This window comes from Micrococcus porci, from assembly GCF_020097155.1.
Classification (GTDB): Bacteria; Actinomycetota; Actinomycetes; order Actinomycetales; family Micrococcaceae; genus Micrococcus; species Micrococcus porci.
In genome coordinates, this window is the sequence record NZ_CP083691.1 from 2,471,224 (window position 1) to 2,488,580 (window position 17,357).

The 17,357-nt window shown below is 73.3% G+C and carries 12 protein-coding genes and 1 tRNA gene; 3 read left to right on the forward strand and 10 right to left on the reverse strand.

Annotation, left to right across the window (positions count from 1 at the left end):
* Positions 1-65: 65 nt before the first annotated feature.
* From glmU to rsmI, 10 genes are all read right to left on the reverse strand, one after another.
* Complete coding sequence (gene glmU, locus KW076_RS11685; protein WP_224355475.1) at positions 66-1,574, reverse strand: bifunctional UDP-N-acetylglucosamine diphosphorylase/glucosamine-1-phosphate N-acetyltransferase GlmU; 1,509 nt, start codon at positions 1,572-1,574, stop codon at positions 66-68.
* Between the two features lie 64 nt (positions 1,575-1,638).
* Positions 1,639-1,710 (reverse strand) — tRNA-Gln (locus tag KW076_RS11690).
* 68 nt (positions 1,711-1,778) lie between these two features.
* Positions 1,779-3,272 carry a sugar transferase gene (locus KW076_RS11695; protein WP_224355476.1) on the reverse strand — a complete coding sequence of 498 codons (1,494 nt, stop codon included), beginning with the start codon at positions 3,270-3,272 and terminating at the stop codon, positions 1,779-1,781.
* 82 nt (positions 3,273-3,354) lie between these two features.
* Positions 3,355-5,184: an ABC-F family ATP-binding cassette domain-containing protein gene (locus KW076_RS11700; protein WP_224355477.1), complete on the reverse strand. Its 1,830-nt coding sequence runs from the start codon at positions 5,182-5,184 to the stop codon at positions 3,355-3,357.
* A 78-nt stretch (positions 5,185-5,262) separates the two neighbouring features.
* Entirely contained in the window at positions 5,263-6,228 is a 966-nt protein-coding gene (locus tag KW076_RS11705; RefSeq protein ID WP_224355478.1) for a 4-(cytidine 5'-diphospho)-2-C-methyl-D-erythritol kinase, read from the reverse strand.
* On the reverse strand, positions 6,225-7,133 hold the full coding sequence (gene rsmA / locus KW076_RS11710) for a 16S rRNA (adenine(1518)-N(6)/adenine(1519)-N(6))-dimethyltransferase RsmA (RefSeq protein ID WP_224355479.1): 909 nt from the start codon (positions 7,131-7,133) through the stop codon (positions 6,225-6,227). The genes KW076_RS11705 and rsmA overlap by 4 nt, the downstream gene beginning before the upstream one ends.
* 42 nt (positions 7,134-7,175) lie before the next feature.
* Entirely contained in the window at positions 7,176-8,987 is a 1,812-nt protein-coding gene (locus KW076_RS11715) for an ABC transporter ATP-binding protein (protein ID WP_224355480.1), read from the reverse strand.
* Positions 8,988-9,021: 34 nt separating this feature from the next.
* On the reverse strand, positions 9,022-10,017 hold the full coding sequence (locus tag KW076_RS11720; protein WP_224355481.1) for a TatD family hydrolase: 996 nt from the start codon (positions 10,015-10,017) through the stop codon (positions 9,022-9,024).
* A gap of 72 nt (positions 10,018-10,089) precedes the next feature.
* Positions 10,090-11,571 carry an NAD-dependent succinate-semialdehyde dehydrogenase gene (locus KW076_RS11725; RefSeq protein ID WP_224355482.1) on the reverse strand — a complete coding sequence of 494 codons (1,482 nt, stop codon included), beginning with the start codon at positions 11,569-11,571 and terminating at the stop codon, positions 10,090-10,092.
* A 171-nt stretch (positions 11,572-11,742) separates the two neighbouring features.
* Positions 11,743-12,615 carry a 16S rRNA (cytidine(1402)-2'-O)-methyltransferase gene (gene rsmI / locus KW076_RS11730; protein WP_224355483.1) on the reverse strand — a complete coding sequence of 291 codons (873 nt, stop codon included), beginning with the start codon at positions 12,613-12,615 and terminating at the stop codon, positions 11,743-11,745.
* A gap of 24 nt (positions 12,616-12,639) precedes the next feature.
* Here rsmI and KW076_RS11735 point away from each other — a divergent pair, with 24 nt between their 5' ends.
* From KW076_RS11735 to KW076_RS11745, 3 genes are all read left to right on the forward strand, one after another.
* Complete coding sequence (locus KW076_RS11735) at positions 12,640-14,295, forward strand: dolichyl-phosphate-mannose--protein mannosyltransferase (RefSeq protein WP_434084338.1); 1,656 nt, start codon at positions 12,640-12,642, stop codon at positions 14,293-14,295.
* A 44-nt stretch (positions 14,296-14,339) separates the two neighbouring features.
* Positions 14,340-16,178, forward strand: a complete 1,839-nt coding sequence (locus KW076_RS11740; protein WP_224355485.1) for an AMP-dependent synthetase/ligase — start codon at positions 14,340-14,342, stop codon at positions 16,176-16,178.
* Between the two features lie 81 nt (positions 16,179-16,259).
* Positions 16,260-17,336, forward strand: a complete 1,077-nt coding sequence (locus KW076_RS11745; RefSeq protein ID WP_224355486.1) for an alkene reductase — start codon at positions 16,260-16,262, stop codon at positions 17,334-17,336.
* Positions 17,337-17,357: the final 21 nt, after the last annotated feature.

Here is a 17,357-nt window from a genome sequence, read left to right on the forward strand (position 1 = left end):
GTCCTGCTCGGTCATTCCCCGTGCGCCTGCGGCCACGGTTCGGCGCACCCCATCCTAGGCCCGCGTCAGTCCTGCGCGGCCTCCGTGGCCTGGTCGCGACCCACGGCGCCGGCCGCCTGCGCGGCCTCGGCCGAGGCGGTGCCGGCGCGGCGGGAGACGACCCAGCCGTCCACGTTCCGCTGGTCCACGGCGTTCAGGGCCAGGGCGCCGGCGGGCACGTCCTGGCGCACGGTGGCCGCGGCGCCCGTGTAGGCGCCGTCACCCACGGTCACCGGGGCGATGAACACCGTGTTGGAGCCGGTACGCACGTGGGAGCCGATCACGGTGCGGTGCTTGTCCACGCCGTCGTAGTTGGCGGTGATGTTGCCGCAGCCGATGTTGGTGTACTCGCCGATCTCCGCGTCGCCGGCGTAGCCCAGGTGGGAGAGCTTGGCGCCCCGGCCGATGGTGACCTTCTTGGTCTCGTAGAACGCGCCGATCTTGCCCTCCTCGCCGAGCACGGTGCCCGGGCGCAGGTAGGTGAACGGGCCCACGGTGGCGTCGTCGCCGATCACGGCCTCCGTGGCGTCCGTCCGCTTGACGGTGCCGCGCTCGCCCACCCGCGTGTCCACCAGGGTGGAGTCCGGGCCGACGACGGCGCCCGTGGCCACCGTGGTGGAGCCGTGGAGCTGCGTGCCCGGCTTGAGGGTGACGTCCGCGGCGAGCTCCACGGTGACGTCCACCCAGGTGGAGGACGGGTCGACGACGGTGACGCCGTCCTTCATCCAGCGGCGCAGCACGCGCTCGTTCAGCTGGCGGCCCAGGTCGGAGAGCTGGCGGCGGTCGTTGGCGCCCTCGACCTCCCAGACGTCGTCCGTGCCCACGGAGGCGACGCGGCCGCCCTCGGCGCGGGCCATGCCCAGCACGTCGGTCAGGTACTTCTCGCCCTGCACGTTCTCCGTGGAGAGCTGCGGGAGGGTGCGGCGCAGGAGGGCGGCGTCGAAGGCGTAGATGCCGGAGTTGACCTCCGCGATCTCCACGTAGGAGGAGTCCCCGGTGGCCTCGGCGTGGGCCAGGGCGTCCTTGTGCTCCATGATGCGCTCCACGAGGCCGTCGGCGTCGCGGACGATGCGACCGTAGCCCGTGGCGTCCGCGAGCGTGGCGGTGAGCACGGTGACGGCGTTGCCGTCCGCCTCATGCGCGGCCACCAGGCGCTGCAGGGTCTCCGGGGTGAGCAGCGGGACGTCGCCGTAGGTCACCACCACGGTGCCCTCGAGGTCCTCCGGCAGGGCTGCCAGGCCCAGCTCCACCGCGCGGCCGGTGCCCGGGACCTCGTCCTGATCCGCGATCGCGAGGCCCGTGACGCCCAGGTCGGCGGCGGCCTCCTCGATGTGCGCGGCCACCCGGTCCCGCTCGTGGCGCACCACGGTCACCAGGTGCTCCGGCGCCAGCGACTGCGCGGCGGCCAGCGCGTGGCCCACCAGGGAACGCCCGCCGATCGCGTGCATGATCTTCGGCGTCGCGGACTTCATGCGCGTGCCCTGGCCCGCGGCCAGCACGATCACGGCGGAGGGACGGACGGCGGTCTGCGGCATGGGGTGCTCCTGACGGGGTGGCTGGCGGGGGCGTGCCGCCCGGAGGAGCCGGGCGGGCGGGGCGTTCCGCCCCTAGGACTCGAACCTAGACTGCACGGCTCCAAAGGCCGGCGTGCTGCCATTACACCAGGGCGGAGGGTCCGTCCACGCCTCGGGCGGGACGACGTGCCATTGTCCCACAGGCCCCGCCGGGGGTCGGGCCCGTCAATAGGCGCCGTCGGCCGCCAGGACGGCCTTGACCGTGCGGCCCAGGATGACGAGGTCGCCGAGGACGGACCAGTTCTCCACGTAGTACAGGTCCAGGCGCACGGCGTCCTCCCAGGACAGATCCGACCGTCCCGAGACCTGCCACAGGCCCGTGATGCCGGGCTGGACGAGGAACCGCCGGTGCACGTACTGGCCGTACTGCTCCACCTCGTGGGGCAGGTGCGGGCGCGGGCCCACCAGGGACATGTCCCCGCGCAGCACGTTCACCAGCTGGGGCAGCTCGTCGATCGACGTGCGGCGGATGAACCTGCCGACCCGGGTGATCCGCGGGTCGTCCTTCATCTTGAAGAGCACGTCCTCCTCGCCGCGGTCGGACATCAGCTGCTGCTTGATCTCCTCGGCGTCCACCACCATCGAGCGGAACTTGAGCATGGTGAAGTGCTCGCCGCGCAGGCCCACGCGCTCCTGGCGGAACAGCACCGGGCCGCCGTCGGTGGCCTTCACCGCGATGGCCACGGTCAGCAGCAGCGGCGAGATCACCAGCATGCCGAGGCCCGAGGCGACGACGTCGAAGGACCGCTTGACGAACGCCTTGCCGCGGGAGAGGCGCGGGGTGGAGAGGTGCAGCAGCGGAAGTCCCGCAAGCGGCTGCGTGTGCAGGCGCGGACCCGCCACGTCCACGAGCGCCGGGGCCATGATCAGGGAGATCCCCCGCTCCTGGAGGTCCCAGCCCAGGCGGCGGACGTCGTCGGGCACGAAGGGGTGCCCGGAGGTGATGACCACGGCCTCGATGTCCATCTCACGCACCTGGGCGACGAGCTCGTCCACCCCGTCCACCTCCGTGGTCACGGGGATGGGCAGCCAGCCCTCGTCCCGAGCCCGGTACCCCGGCAGCACGGCCGCGATGGGCTTGTAGCCGGCGCCGGCCTCGGAGTCGAGGGTGTCGTGCACGTACTTGACGGCCTGGGGACCGCCCACCAGGAGCAGGCGCCGACGCATGGCGCCGCGATGCCGGCCGCGCGCCACCCAGCCGCGGATGAGGAACCGCCCCAGCATCAGGAGGAGCAGGCCGATGGGCAATGCGAGGGCGACGTAGCCGCGCGCCACCTCGAACGCGAACGCGTACGCGAGGATGGCGATCATGCCGAACAGGTAGAGGGTGCCGCGGAGGACGCGCTTGTACTCCTCCGCGCCGATGCCCAGGATCCGGATGTCCCGCGACCCGTCCACGCCCAGGGCGACGACCCAGGACGCGCTCAGCACCGCGCCCACCAGGAGGTAGTTCACGCTCTCCGCACCCGGAACGGCCGCGTTGCGGGCGGTGCCGAAGCGCAGCTCGGAGGAGAGGAACGCGGCCAGCACCACGGCGACGACGTCCGCGAGCAGCACGAGGCGGGGCAGGCCGCGCTCCCACGGTGCGCCCAGGACACGGGCGTGGACGGAGGAGCCCCCCCGGCCCGTCTGGCTCGTCGTCACGGCACTGGACGTCATGCGTGTCCCTTCAAGCTCTCGACAGGCTCACTGAGCCTGGTCATTCAGGAAGGATACAGATGGGGCAGGGTCAAATGAACGATCACGCATCCCGTTCGGCGGCCTCGAGCCACTGCTCCTCGAGGTCCTCCAGCTCGGCGTCCACGGCCGTGAGCTCCGCCGTGGCCGCGCCGAGCTCGTCGTACTTCTGCGCCTGGCCCAGCTCGGCCATCCGCGCCTCGATCCCCCCGCGGGACTCGCGCAGCCGCTGCATCTGCCGCTCCAGCCGGGCCATGTCCTTGCGGGCCTGGCGGCGCTCCGCCTCGGACACCTCCGGGATGTCCACCACCATGCCCGCGCAGGTGCCCTGGGCGTCCCCGCGCCCACGGGAGGAGCCGGGCGCGGGGGCCGCTCCCCCGGCGTCGTCCATGAGAACGCGCAGCTCCAGGTACTGGTCCACGCCGCCGGGCAGGTCGCGCACCCTGCCGTCGCCGAGCAGGGCCACCTGGTGGTCCGTGACGCGCTCGAGGAGGTAGCGGTCGTGGGAGACGACGACGAGCGTGCCCGGCCAGCCGTCCAGCACGTCCTCGACCGCGGCGAGGGTGTCCGTGTCGAGGTCATTGGTGGGCTCGTCCAGCATGAGCACGTTCGGCTCGCCGACGAGCAGGCGCAGCAGCTGCAGACGGCGACGCTCGCCGCCCGAGAGCTCGGACACGGCGGTCCACTGGCGGGTGGGGCCGAAGCCCAGCATCTCCAGCAGCTGGCCCGGGGACATCTCCCGGTCCCCCACCTGGAATGCGGAGCCCTCGCGGGCCATGACCTCCGCCACGCGCAGGTCGGCCACCTCGTCCAGCTCCTTCACGTCCTGCGTCAGGGTCGCGGAGACCACGGTCTTGCCGCGCTTCATGCGGCCGGAGTCCGGCTGCAGGCGACCGTCGAGCAGGCGCAGCAGCGTGGACTTGCCGGCGCCGTTGACGCCGACCACGCCGAGCCGCTCGCCGGGGGCCAGGCGGAGGGTGACGTCGTCGAGGATCGTCCGGTCCCCCAGGGTGAGGGTGACGTCCTCGAGGTCGATGACGTCCTTGCCGAGCCGCGCGGTGGCGGTCTTGGCCAGGGAGACGGTGTCCCGGGGCTCGGGGACGTCCGCGATGATCGCATTGGCCGCCTCGATGCGGAACTTGGGCTTGGACGTGCGGGCGGGCGCACCGCGGCGGAGCCAGGCCAGCTCCTTCTTCATGAGCTGCTGGCGCTTCTGCTCGGTGACCTGCGCCTGACGCGCGCGCTCGGCGCGGGCCAGGATCCAGGCCGCGTAGCCGCCGTCGAACGGGTCCACGGCGGCGTCGTGCACCTCCCACGTGCGCGTGCACACGGCGTCGAGGAACCAGCGGTCGTGGGTGACCACGACGAGGCCGCCGTCGTTCGGCCGCCACCGGGCGTTCAGATGACCGGCCAGCCAGGCCACGCCCTCCACGTCCAGGTGGTTGGTGGGCTCGTCGAGGAACAGGACGTCGTCGTCCCCGGCGAGCAGGCGGGCCAGGGCCACGCGGCGGCGCTGGCCCCCCGAGAGCCCCTCGACCCTCTGCTCCAGGTCCATGCCCGCGAGCAGACCGCCCAGGACGTCGCGGATCCTGGCGTCCGAGGCCCAGACGTGGTCCTCCACGTCCCCGACGACGGCGCGGCGCACCGTGTCCTGCGGGTCGAGGACGTCGCGCTGGTCCAGCACGCCCACGTGGACGCCGCCGCGGCGGGTGACGCGGCCGGTGTCCGGCTCCTGCAGTCCGGCGAGGATGCGCATCAGGGTGGACTTGCCGTCGCCGTTGCGGCCCACCAGGCCGATCCGGTCCCCCTCGTCCACGCCGAGCGAGAGCCCGTCGAGGACGGTGCGGGTGCCGAAGGAGATGCCGATGTTCTCGGCGCCGAGCAGGTGGGCCATGGGGTGGGGGTCCTTCCGGGACGGGGCGGGCGGAGTGTGGGGGGCGCGGAGCGGCGGGGTGCGGGGACGGCTCGGGGGTCAGAGCACGTGCGCGCCGGGCACGGGGCCGTGCACGGCCAGGGCGGCCACGCCGGTGCGCTCCTGCACGGCGGTGGCCAGGCGGGCGGCGTCCTGCTCCGAATGGGCCAGGAGCAGCAGGGTGGGCCCGGAGCCGGAGACCATGGCGCGCAGGGCACCCTCGTCCAGGCCGACGTCCATGACGTCGGACAGCTCGGGGAAGAGCGTCACGGCGGGGGTCTGGAGGTCGTTCTCCATGGCCAGGGCCAGCGCCAGGGGGTCCGCCTGGGCCAGGGCGCGGACCACGTCCGCGTCCACGGCCGGCTCCCCCTGCCCCTCCGGAGCCCGACCGAGGGAGCGGAGCTCGTCCAGGGTGCGGAACACGATGGGAGTGGACAGCCCGGCGTCCGCGGGCACGAGCACCAGGTGCACGGGCCGACGCGCGGCCACCGGGGTCAGCTCCGAGCCGGTGCCCCGCCCGACGGCGGCCCCGCCGGTCACCGCGAACGGCACGTCCGCGCCGAGGGGCGCGGCCAGCTCGGCGAGTTCGGAGCGGGTCAGGCCGGTGTCCCAGAGGACGGAGCACGCCAGCAGCGCGGCGGCCGCATCCGCGGAGCCGCCGCCCATGCCGCCGGCGACGGGGACCTGCTTGGACACCTCGAGGTGCACGCCGTGGGTCTCCGGGGCCAGGCCGAGGCTCTGGCGCAGGTGGAGGGCGGCCCGGTGGGCGAGGTTGCGCTCGTCCCAGGGGACGTCCCGGGTGTCCACCGAGCTGGGCTGGCGGGTGGACTCGGCCAGGGTGATCCGCGCGTCGCCGTCCGGGCGGGCCACGGCGGTGACGGTCTCCGCCAGGCTGACCGCCAGGTAGACGCTGGCCACGGGGTGGTAGCCGTCCGGGCGTGGCGGGCCCACGCGCAGGGAGAGGTTGACCTTGCCGGGCGCACGGACGGTGACGTGGCGGGCGCTCGGGCCCGGGAGGCCGCTCACGACGCCGCCTCCGGCCGGTGTTCGGCGATCCGCGCGAACGCCGCGATGTCCAGGGCCTCGCCGCGGGCCTTCGGGTCCACTCCCGCGGCCACGAGCGCCTCCTCCGCGAGCGCGGGCGAGCCGGCCCAGGTGGCCAGGGCGGCGCGGAGGGTCTTGCGGCGCTGGGCGAACGCGGCGTCCACCACCGCGAACACCTCACGGCGGTCCACGGCCTGCGTGGGGGGCTCGCGACGGGTGAAGGCGACGAGGCCGGAGTGGATGCGCGGCGCCGGCCAGAACACCTGGGTGCCGATCACACCCGCCTTGCGCACGTCCGCGTACCAGGCCGCCTTGGCCGAGGGCACGCCGTAGACGCGGGATCCGGGTCCGGCGGCGAGGCGGTCCGCGACCTCCTCCTGGACCATGACGAGGCCGTGGCGCAGTCCCGGCAGCACGGCCAGGGCGTGGAGCAGCACGGGCACGGCGACGTTGTAGGGCAGATTCGCCACCAGCGCGGTGGGCCCGGAGGCGGCGCCGGCCGGGCGGACGGAGTCCAGGCCCTCGGCGGTGAGGGTCATGGCGTCCGCGTGGAGCACGGCGAGATCCGCGGCCCGCTCGGGGCGGAACTCGGCGGCGGTGGCGGGCAGGCGGGCCGCCGTGACGGGGTCGATCTCCACGGCCGTCACGGCCGAGGCGGCATCCAGCAGGCCGAGGCTCAGGGAGCCGAGGCCGGGGCCGATCTCCAGGACGTGTTCGTCCGGGGCGAGGTCCGCGGCGGCGACGATGCGGCGGATGGTGTTGGGGTCGATCACGAAGTTCTGCCCCCACTGCTTGGTGGGGCGCAGGTCCAGTTCGGCGGCCAGACGGCGCACGTCGGCCGCGCTCAGGAGGGGCGCGGTGGCGGGGGCGTCGGGGGGCGGGACCATGCCGGCGAGTCTACCGGCGAGGTTGGACGCGGTCAGGGGCGGTCAGGACGAGAGGTCTCCCAGGCGGACCAGCTCCTGGAATTCCGGGCTGGTCTCCTGCAGGCCTGCGAAGGTCCCCTGGTCGAGGATCCGGCCCTCGTCCATGAGGACGACCTGGTCGCAGTGCTTGACTGTGGAGAGCCGGTGGGCCACCACGATGACCGTGATCCTCCCCTTGAGCGACTCAATCACGTCCGTGACCTTCCGCTCGGTGACGTTGTCCAGCGCCGACGTCGCCTCGTCCAGCACCAGGAGGCGGGGCCGGCGGTACAGCGCGCGGGCGATGCCGAGCCGCTGCCGCTGGCCACCGGAGACGCCCACGGCGCCCTCGCCCACCACGGTGTCCAGGCCGTCCGGCAGCGCGTCGAGCCAGTCCCCCATCTGCGCGTCGCGGAGGACCCTCTCCACCTCGGTCCGGTCTGCGGTCCTGGCCGCCTCGATGTCCAGCACCACGTTGTGCAGCACGGAGCCGTTCACCACGGTCACGGACTGCGGGACGAACGCGACGTTGTCCCACCAGCCGCGGGGATCGGCCTGCAGCTCGACCCCGTCCACGTACACCCCGCCCTGCTGGGCGTGATGGAAGCCGATGAGCAGGTCCACGAGGGTGGTCTTGCCCGCGCCGCTGCCGCCCACGAAGGCATAGGACGCGCCGAAGGGGATGGACAGGTCGATGCCCTTGAGCACCGGCTCGTCCTTGCCCGGGTAGGTGAAGGACGCGTTGCGCGCCTCGAGCGAGCGCTCGAAGGGCAGACGATCGTAGGGGCGATCGGCCGCGTCGAGGACCGGCTGGGCGTCCTTCAGCTCCGCGACCGTCCGCTCGAAGGCCGGCCAGGACGCTCGGATCTCATTGCTGGTGGCCATCACGGAGGCGATGGAGGGAAGGAGCCGGAAGCCGGCCATGGCGAGGAGGGCGAGCGACCCGAAGGCCTGGTCGCCCCGGCCGGAGGCGAAGGCCACCGCCACCAGGCCGGCGATGGCCGCGACGAAGGCGACCTCGAGCACGTACCGAGGCATCATCGTGAGGATCATCTTGAGGCGGATCGCCTCGGCGTTCTCCCGCCGTGCGTCGACGTACTCGTCCATGAAGGCCGAGTCGTTGCCCCGGACCTTCACGTCCTTGTAGTTCTCCAGGCCCTGCAGGGCGGCGGTGTTCGCGCGCTCTCCGGTGACCACCAGCGTCCACCCGAGCTGCGAGGCCGGCTTGCGGATGACGTGCCGGATGATCAGCGTGACGACCAGGAAGTAGGCGCCCATGCCGAGCGCGGTGAGCGGCATGGTCACCCCGACCACGATCCCCACCGCGAGGAGGGTGACCGCTTCGGTGAGGAGGGTGACGGACGCGTTCACCACGCCGGTGTAGGCCATGGACGAGGTGCCGGTCACGTTGTTCACCAGGGTGCCGACGGTGCGGGTGAGGTGGAGGCCGTAGTCCGCTCGCAGGTAGTAGCGCAGCAGCTTCGCGGACGTCTGGATGAGGTTCTTGTTGGTGAACCCCATGGTCCACCAGCGGAAGGACAGCACCAGCACGGCCTTCAGCAGGTACGCGACCACGATGACCCCCGCGAAGGCCACCGTCTGCTCGGCCACGGAGACCGCGCCGACCGAGGCCAGGAGCTCCGTGATGACGGGAGCTCCGGGCGACCCGGTGGTGAGGAGGTTGACCAGCGGGAGGATCGACGCCAGCGCCGCCATCTCCAGGAGGGCCACGAGGATGGAGCCGAGCACCACGAAGCCCAGCCGGATGCGCATGGGCCGGTCGACGAGGTACTGCGTTCCCTCGGGGAGCCGGGACTTGAGGAGGCGGGTCACCACAGTCCGTCACTCTACTGGCCGCAGCCAGTGCTCCTCAGAACTCCCCGTAGACGCGCGCGGTGTTCTCCGCCACCGCCGCAGCCAGCTCCGCCACCTCCTCGCCCCGGGCCTCGGCCATCCCCCGGAGGGTCACGGGGATCAGGTACGGCGCGTTGGGCCGGCCCCGGTGGGGGTGCGGGGTGAGGAAGGGCGCGTCGGTCTCCACCATGACCAGCTCCCGGGGCAGCAGGCGCAGGGCGTCGCGCAGGTCGTCGTTGGCCTTGAACGTCACGGGGCCGGCGAAGGAGGCGTGCCAGCCGCGCTCGGCGCAGGTCCGGGCCAGGTCGGGCCCCCCGGAGAAGCAGTGGAAGACGACGTGGGGCGGCAGGCCCCCGTCGGCCTCCTCCTCGAGGAGCACGCGGACGACGTCGTCGTGGGCGTCCCGGTCGTGGATCTGCAGTGCCTTGCCCAGCTCCCGGGCGAGCCGGATGTGCCGGCGGAAGGACTCCTCCTGCGCCGCGTGGCCGGCCTCGTCCGTGGTGCGGAAGAAGTCCAGGCCGGTCTCCCCCACGGCCCGCACGCGCGGGTGCTCCGCCAGCTCGGCAATCACCGCGAACGCCTCCTCGAACTCCCCGCGTGCGGTCAACCGCGCGGCGTCGTTGGGGTGCAGGGCCACGGCGCCCAGCAGGCGCGACTCGGCCTCGATCGCCTCCACGGTGAACCGGGCCGACTCGACGTCGCAGGCCACCTGGACCGCCCCGACGACGCCCACCGCCTCCGCGGCGTCCATCGCCTGGTGCACGTCCACCCTCACCAGCCCGTCTCGGAAGTCCAGGTGCGTGTGGTTGTCCACCACGGGCACGGGGAGCGGCTCGGGCGCCGGCGGGTACTCCAGCCGACGCTTCCGGCCGGACTTCTCCTCGCGGGTGTCGCGGGCAGGGCCGTCGCCCAGGTCAGCGGGCGTGGCGGGCGGCCGGTAGGCGGAGGGGATTCCGGGCTCGGTGGAGGCGGACTGGGTGGAGGCGGACTGGGCGGACGTCGTGGTGGCCATGCCTCGAGCCTAGGCCCCGGACACGACGGCGCCCCTCACCCGGGTGCGGGTGAGGGGCGCCGGCCGGCCTGGTCAGCGGCCCGCGAACGGGTCCTCGATGCCGATGTACTGCACGGTCGTGTACTCGGCGATGCCCTCGGCGCCGCCCTCGCGGCCGAGGCCGGACTGCTTCACGCCGCCGAACGGCGCGGCCGGGTTGGAGACGACGCCCACGTTGTAGCCCACGATGCCGAAGTCGATCTGCTCGGTCACGCGGTGCATGCGGGCGTTGTCCTCGGTGAACACGTAGGAGGCGAGGCCGTACTCCGTGTCGTTGGCCATCTGGATGGCCTCCTCCTCCGTGGAGAAGGTGACGATCGGGGCCACGGGGCCGAAGATCTCCTTCTTGAGGATCGGGTTGTCCTTGCCGACCTTCAGGGCGGTGGGGGCGTAGAAGTAGCCGTCGCCCTCGATCTTGTGGCCGCCGGTGAGGATCTCGCCGCCGGCGGCGACGGCCTCCTCGATGAGCGCGTGGATGTCGTCGCGCGCGCCCTCGTCCACGATCGGGCCCAGGGTGGACTCCGGGTCGGTGCCGCGCAGCGGCTTCAGGGCCTCCAGGCGCTCCACGAAGCGCCGGGTGAACTCCTCGGCCACGGACTCGTGGACCAGGAAGCGGTTGGCGGCGGTGCAGGCCTCACCCATGTTGCGCAGCTTGGCGGCGAAGGCGCCGTCCACGGCCTTGTCCATGTCCGCGTCCTCGAACACGATCAGCGGGGCGTTGCCGCCGAGCTCCATGGAGGAGCGCAGCACGTTCTTGGCGGCGTCCTGCATGAGGCGCACGCCCACCGGGGTGGAGCCGGTGAAGGAGACCTTCCGCAGGCGCGGGTCCTCGAGGATCGGGCCGGAGATCGCGGAGGCGGAGGAGCCGGACACCACGTTCAGCACACCCTTGGGCAGGCCGGCCTCCAGCATCACCTGCGCGAACAGCTGGGTGGTCAGCGGGGTCAGCTTGGCGGCCTTGAGCACCATGGTGCAGCCGGCGGCGACGGCGGGGCCGACCTTGCGGGTGGCCATGGCCAGCGGGAAGTTCCACGGGGTGATCAGGAGGGACGGGCCCACCGGCTTGTGGTGCACCTGCATGCGCAGCTTGCCGTCCGGCATGATCATGGTGCGGCCGTAGTGGCGGGTGGCCTCCTCGGAGAACCAGCGCAGGAAGCCGTTGCCGTAGACGACCTCGCCGCGGGCCTCGGCCAGGGGCTTGCCCATCTCGAGGGTCATCAGCAGCGCGAAGTCCTCGGCGCGCTCGTTGATCAGGTCGTAGGCGCGGCGGAGGATGTCCGCGCGCTCCTGGGCGGGGGTGCGCGCCCAGTCGGCCTGCGCGGCGACGGCGGCCTCGAACGCGGCCATGGCGTCGTCGGAGTTGGCGTCCTGGAGGGACGCGATGACCTTGCCGGTCGCCGGGTCCTTCACGTCGAAGGTCTTGCCGGAGGAGGCGTCACGCCACTCGCCGTCGATCAGCAGCCCGGTGGGCACGGACTCCAGGAGGGCCTTCTCACGCTCAGCGGTCACGGTCATGGTGCACCTCTTTCAGGTCGTCGGGTGAGGCGTTCACGCCACTCATAACAGCACGTGAGCGTGACGTATTCCGACACACGGCCGCGCCGGTCCTGGCCCAATCCTAGCGACGCGCGTCACCCCCGAGGAGTGCGCGACGTTACCGTCCACGGACCGGACACCGGGGCGGGTTCACCCCCGCCGCGCGTCGAGCACGGCCTGGTAGAGCTCACGACTGCGCAGCCCGTGGGCGGCGGCGACGGCGGCCACGGCCTCCTTCAGGCGGGTGCCGGAGTCGGTCAACGCGGCGACCTCGGCGAGGACGTCCGCCTCGTCCGCCCCCGCGCCGGCGTCGGGCGCGGCCGGGCCGACGACGATCGCGACCTCTCCGCGGATCCCCTCCCCCGCCTCGCGCTCGACCGCCCAGGCCACGAGCTCGTCGGCCGTGCCGCGCACGACCTCCTCGTGCAGCTTGGTCAGCTCGCGGGCGACGCAGACGGGCCGGGCCCCGCCGAGCACCTCGGCGATGACCGCGAGCGCGGACGCGGTCCGCTGCGGGGACTCGAAGTAGACCACCGTGCGGGGGTCCGTGCGGATCTCCTCGAGGCGGCGGCGGCGCTCACCGTCCTTGCGGGGCAGGAAGCCGTCGAACGCGAAGCGGTCCGAAGGCAGCCCGGACAGCGCCAGCGCCGTCGTCACGGCGGACGCGCCGGGGGCGCAGGTGACGGGCAGCCCGGCGGCGACGGCGGCCTCCACGAGGCGGAAGCCGGGGTCGGAGACCGTGGGCATGCCGGCGTCGGAGACCATCACCACGGTCTCCCCCGCGCGGACGCGCTCGAGCAGGCCGGCGGCGGAGGCGGCTTCGTTGTGCTCGTGGTGGGCCATGAGGCGGCCGGCCGGCGTGATCCCGAGGCCCTGGCACAGCCGGCGGGTGTTCCGCGTGTCCTCCGCGGCGATCACGTCCGCGGTGGCCAGCAGCTCCCGCAGCCGCCCGGTGGCGTCCCCCAGGTTCCCCAGGGGCGTGGCGGCGAGGACGATGCGGCCGGAGGCGGCGGGCAGGCTCATGCCCGCGAGCCTAGCCCCCGTAGCATGGCGTGCGTGCCCGCCTCCTCCCTGACCCGCCGTCCCGCGCACGCCCTCCCCGCGCCCGCCGACGACGCCGCCGCACACCCCTTCGGCGCGGCCGCCCTGCGCGCGCGGCTCGGCGTGCAGGCCGCGGTGCTCACCCGCTGGCACTGGATCGTGCCGCTGGCGGTCACGGTGCTGGCCGGCGTCATCCGGTTCACGAACCTGGCGTTCCCGGACAAGCTGATCTTCGACGAGACGTACTACCCCAAGGACGCCTACTCGCTGATCCTCTCCGGCTACGAGCGCCGCTGGGCGCCGGACGTGGACGCCGCGTTCGCGCAGGGGACGGCGCAGCCGCTGGACGAGCCCGCCTACGTGGTGCACCCGCCGCTGGGGAAGTGGCTGATCGCGCTGGGCATGCTGGCGTTCGGCCCGGACAACGGGGTGGGCTGGCGGTTCAGCGCCGCCGTGGCGGGCACCCTCTCGGTGCTGCTGGTGACGCTGGTGGCGCAGCGCCTGTTCCGCTCCGTGTCCCTGGGCGCCCTGGCCGGGCTGCTGCTGGCGGTGGAGGGCCATCACATCGTGATGTCCCGGATCGGGCTGCTGGACATCTTCCTCAGCTTCTTCATGATCGCCGCGTTCGCGGCCCTGCTCGCGGACCGGGACCACGGCCGCCGTCTGCTGGCCTCCCGCCTGGCGGAGCAGGTGGCCGCCCACGACGCCGGCACCCGCCGCGGCGACCCCCTCGCCTTCGGGCCCCGGCTGGGCTGGCGCCCCTGGCGCATCCTGGCCGGCGCCCTGCTCGGGGCGGGCTGCGCCGTGAAGCTCTCCGGGCTGGCCTTCATGGCGGTGTTCGGGATCCTCACGGTGCTGTGGGACATGGAGGCCCGCCGGACGGCGGGGATCCGGCACTGGCTCCGGGCCGGCGTCGTGCGTGACGGGCTGCCGGCGTTCGCGGCGGTGGTGGGCGCGGGGCTGGCCGTGTGGCTGGCCTCCTGGACCGGCTGGTTCGCGAGCGAGGGCGGCTACTACCGCCGCTGGGCGCAGGACAACCCGCCGGAGGGCCCGCTGTCCGCGCTGCTGCCCGGCCCGCTGCGCTCGCTGATCCACTACCAGCTGGAGGCGTTCACCTTCCACGAGGGCCTCACCAGCCCCCACGACTACGGGTCCAGCCCCTGGACGTGGCCCTTCATGGGCCGGCCGGTGAGCTACTTCTACGAGGGCGGCAAGCCCGGGGAGAACGGCTGCCCGAGCACGGCGGCGGACGCCTGCTCCTCCGCCATCACGGACATCGCCAACCCCTTCATCTGGTGGACGGGCCTGATCGCCGTCCTCGTGTGCCTGGCCGTGCTGGTCCGCCACCGGGACTGGCGCGCCGGCGCACTGCTGGGCGCCTACGTGGCCGGGCAGGTCGTGTGGTTCCGCTGGCCCGAGCGCACCATGTTCTTCTTCTACACGGTGGCCTACGAGCCCTTCCTGATCCTCATGATCGTGCTCGCCCTGTCGCTGCTGCTGCGCCGCGGGCACCGGCCCGGGCCACGCTGGGGGGCGGTGCTCGTGGCCGCCTACCTGCTGGTCGCCGTCGGCGTCTCCCTGTTCTTCCTGCCCGTGTGGATCGGTGAGCGGATCCCCTACCCGCAGTGGTCCTGGCGCATGTGGTTCTCCACCTGGATCTGAGCGACGGGGCGACCCGTGGCGCGAACTGTGACTAGGCTCGTCCCGTGCAGCACGCCAGCCCCATCTCCGAGTCCTCGACCGACCTCTACGGCCTCCCCGCCGAGGACACGAACATCACGGACCTGATCCTGTCCTCCTGCGCGGAGGACCCTCGGGCCAGCGTGTACGCGGTGCGCAACGGCGCCGGCGCTTGGCTGGACGTGCGCTTCGACGCGTTCCTGGGGCAGGTGCGCGACGTCGCCAAGGGGCTGATCGCCCACGGCCTGCAGCCCGGCCAGCGCGTGGCCCTGTTCGCGCCCACCTGCTACGAGTGGGCGGTCCTGGACCAGGCCGTGTGGTTCGCCGGCGCCGTCTCCGTGCCGATCTACGAGACGTCCTCCGCCGCGCAGGTGGCGCACATCCTGGGCGACTCCCAGACGCACGCGGCCGCCGTGGGCGGCGACGAGCTGGCCGCGACCACCCGTGAGGCCGCCCGCCAGGCCGGCATCGACGTCACGGTCTTCCCCATGAGCGAGGCCGCGCTGCGCGTCCTCGCCCGGGACGGCGCCGCCGTCACCGACGAGCAGCTGGAGGCCGCCCGGACCACCGCCACGCTCGACGACGCCGCCTCCGTGGTCTACACGTCCGGCACCACGGGCCGGCCCAAGGGCGCGATCATCACCCACCGCAACTTCGCGGCGGCGTCCATCAACGTGCTGAACTTCGCCGCCGGCGTGGTGGACTACCATCCCGGCACGAACTCCCGCACGCTCCTGTTCCTGCCGCTCGCGCACGTGCTGGCCCACGCCGTGCAGGTGATCTGCCTGTACGCGCGCATCCAGATGGCCCACTCCGGCTCCACGAAGACCCTGCAGGAGGACATGGCCTCCTTCCACCCGACCTGGCTGCTCGCCGTCCCCCGCGTCTTCGAGAAGCTGGAGGCCGGGATCGCCGCGAAGGCCGAGGACGGCGGCAGGGGCCCCGTCTACCACGCCGCCAAGCGGACCGCCATCGAGTACTCCGAGGCCCTCGAGGCGCAGACGCACGAGGGCGGCCCCGGCCCCTCCCGTGCCCTGCGTGCCCGCCACGCCGTGTTCGACACGCTCGTGTACGGGAACGTCCGCAAGGCCTTCGGCGGGGAGGTGCTCTCCTGCGTCTCCGGCGCGTCCGCGCTCTCCCCCGAGTTGGTGCACCTCTTCCGCGGCATGGGCATTCCGATCGTCGAGGGCTACGGGCTGACCGAGACCACCGCCCCGGCCACCGTGAACATCCCGGCCGCGTACAAGGTCGGCACCGTGGGCCTGCCCGTGGCCGGTGCGACCATCCGCATCGCCGACGACGGCGAGGTCCTCGTGAAGGGGCCGATCGTCTTCGCCGGCTACCTGCGGCAGCCGGAGGCCACCGCAGAGTCGATGGACGGCGATTTCTTCCGCACCGGCGACCTCGGCACCCTGGACGAGGACGGCTTCCTGCGCATCACGGGCCGCAAGAAGGAGGTCATCGTGACCGCCGGCGGCAAGAACGTGTACCCCACCCCGCTGGAGGAGATCATCCGCCAGCACCGGCTGGTGCAGCACGTCGTCGTCGTCGGGGACGACCGCCCGTACGTGGGCGCCCTGATCGTCCTGGACCCGGACGAGCTGAAGCGCTGGTCCCTGGACCGCGAGCGCACCCTCACCCTCGAGGAGGCGGTGGCGGACGAGGGCGTCCTGGCCGCGCTCCAGGAGGCCGTGGACCAGGCGAACGCCACCGTCTCCCGTGCGGAGTCCATCCGCCGCATCCGCGTGCTGGACCACGAGCTCACCGAGGACTCCGGGCACGTCACCCAATCGCAGAAGCTGAAGCGCGCCCAGGTGCTGGCCGACTACGCCGACGAGATCGAGCAGCTCTACCGGGGCCGCTGAGCACGACGGCCGGGAATACCCGGTGGCCCCGCCGCGGTTGCGTCTGCGGATCCGACGCACCCGAGGAGAAGAGGAGCCGCCGTGCCCGACCTGTTCGACCCACTGCCCCTGGGCGGGCTCACCCTGCCCAACCGCGTGACCATGGCCCCGCTGACGCGCCAGCGCGCGGGCGAGGACGGCGTCCCCGGCGACCTCCACGTGGAGTACTACCGCCAGCGCGCCTCCGCGGGGCTGATCGTCTCCGAGGGCGTCTTCCCGACGGTGGACAGCCGCGCCTTCCCCGGCCAGCCCGGCCTGGAGGACGAGGCCCAGCAGGCCGGCTGGGCCCGCGTCGCCGACGCCGTGCACGAGGCCGGGGGCCGGATCTTCGTGCAGGTCATGCACGGCGGCCGCATGTGCCACCCGGACCTGCTGCGCGGCGCCGAGCCCGTGGCCCCCAGCGCGATCGCCCCCGGCGTGCCGGTCCGCGGCTTCTCCGGCAAGACGGACGGGCCCGTCCCCCGCGCCCTCGAGACGGAGGAGCTGCCGGGGATCGCGGCGGCGTTCGCCTCCGCCGCCCGCCGCGCGGTGGACGCCGGCGCGGACGGCGTGGAGGTCCACGGGGCCAACGGCTACCTGCTCCACGAGTTCACGGCCGCCTCCAGCAACCACCGTACCGACGCCTACGGCGGCTCCCCCGAGAACCGGGCGCGCCTCACCGTCGAGGTGGTGCGCGCCGTCGCCGCGGAGATCGGCGCCGAGCGCACCGCCCTGCGCCTCTCCCCCGAGCACGACGTCCAGGGGGTCCTGGAGCAGGACCGGGCGGACGTGCTCGCCACCTACGGGGCGATCCTGGACGGCGTCGCCGACCTCGACCTGGCCTACCTTTCCCTCCTGCACCGGGACGTGGCCGGGGACCTCGTCGCCGCCCTGCGCGCCCGGTTCGGGGGGCCCGTGCTGCTCAACAGCGGCTTCTCCGAGGTCACGGGCGCCGCCGAGGCCCGGCGGATCGTGGAGGGGGGCCTGGCGGACGCCGCCGTGGTGGGGCGGGCGCTGATCGCCAACCCGGACCTGGTGCGCCGCTGGCGTGAGGACCGCGAGACGAACGCCCCGGACCCGTCCACCTTCTACGTGGGCGGCGCCCACGGCTACACGGACTACCCGTCCCTGGAGGGCTGACCCCCATCGGCCCCGGGATGC

Bases quoted from the DNA above. Each gene is read 5' to 3' on its own strand.
- glmU (WP_224355475.1), bottom strand. From the start codon at position 1,574: ATGCCGCAGACCGCCGTCCGTCCCTCCGCCGTGATCGTGCTGGCCGCG.
- KW076_RS11695 (WP_224355476.1), bottom strand. From the start codon at position 3,272: ATGACGTCCAGTGCCGTGACGACGAGCCAGACGGGCCGGGGGGGCTCC.
- KW076_RS11700 (WP_224355477.1), bottom strand. From the start codon at position 5,184: ATGGCCCACCTGCTCGGCGCCGAGAACATCGGCATCTCCTTCGGCACC.
- rsmA (WP_224355479.1), bottom strand. From the start codon at position 7,133: ATGGTCCCGCCCCCCGACGCCCCCGCCACCGCGCCCCTCCTGAGCGCG.
- KW076_RS11720 (WP_224355481.1), bottom strand. From the start codon at position 10,017: ATGGCCACCACGACGTCCGCCCAGTCCGCCTCCACCCAGTCCGCCTCC.
- KW076_RS11725 (WP_224355482.1), bottom strand. From the start codon at position 11,571: ATGACCGTGACCGCTGAGCGTGAGAAGGCCCTCCTGGAGTCCGTGCCC.
- rsmI (WP_224355483.1), bottom strand. From the start codon at position 12,615: ATGAGCCTGCCCGCCGCCTCCGGCCGCATCGTCCTCGCCGCCACGCCC.
- KW076_RS11735 (WP_434084338.1), top strand. From the start codon at position 12,640: ATGGCGTGCGTGCCCGCCTCCTCCCTGACCCGCCGTCCCGCGCACGCC.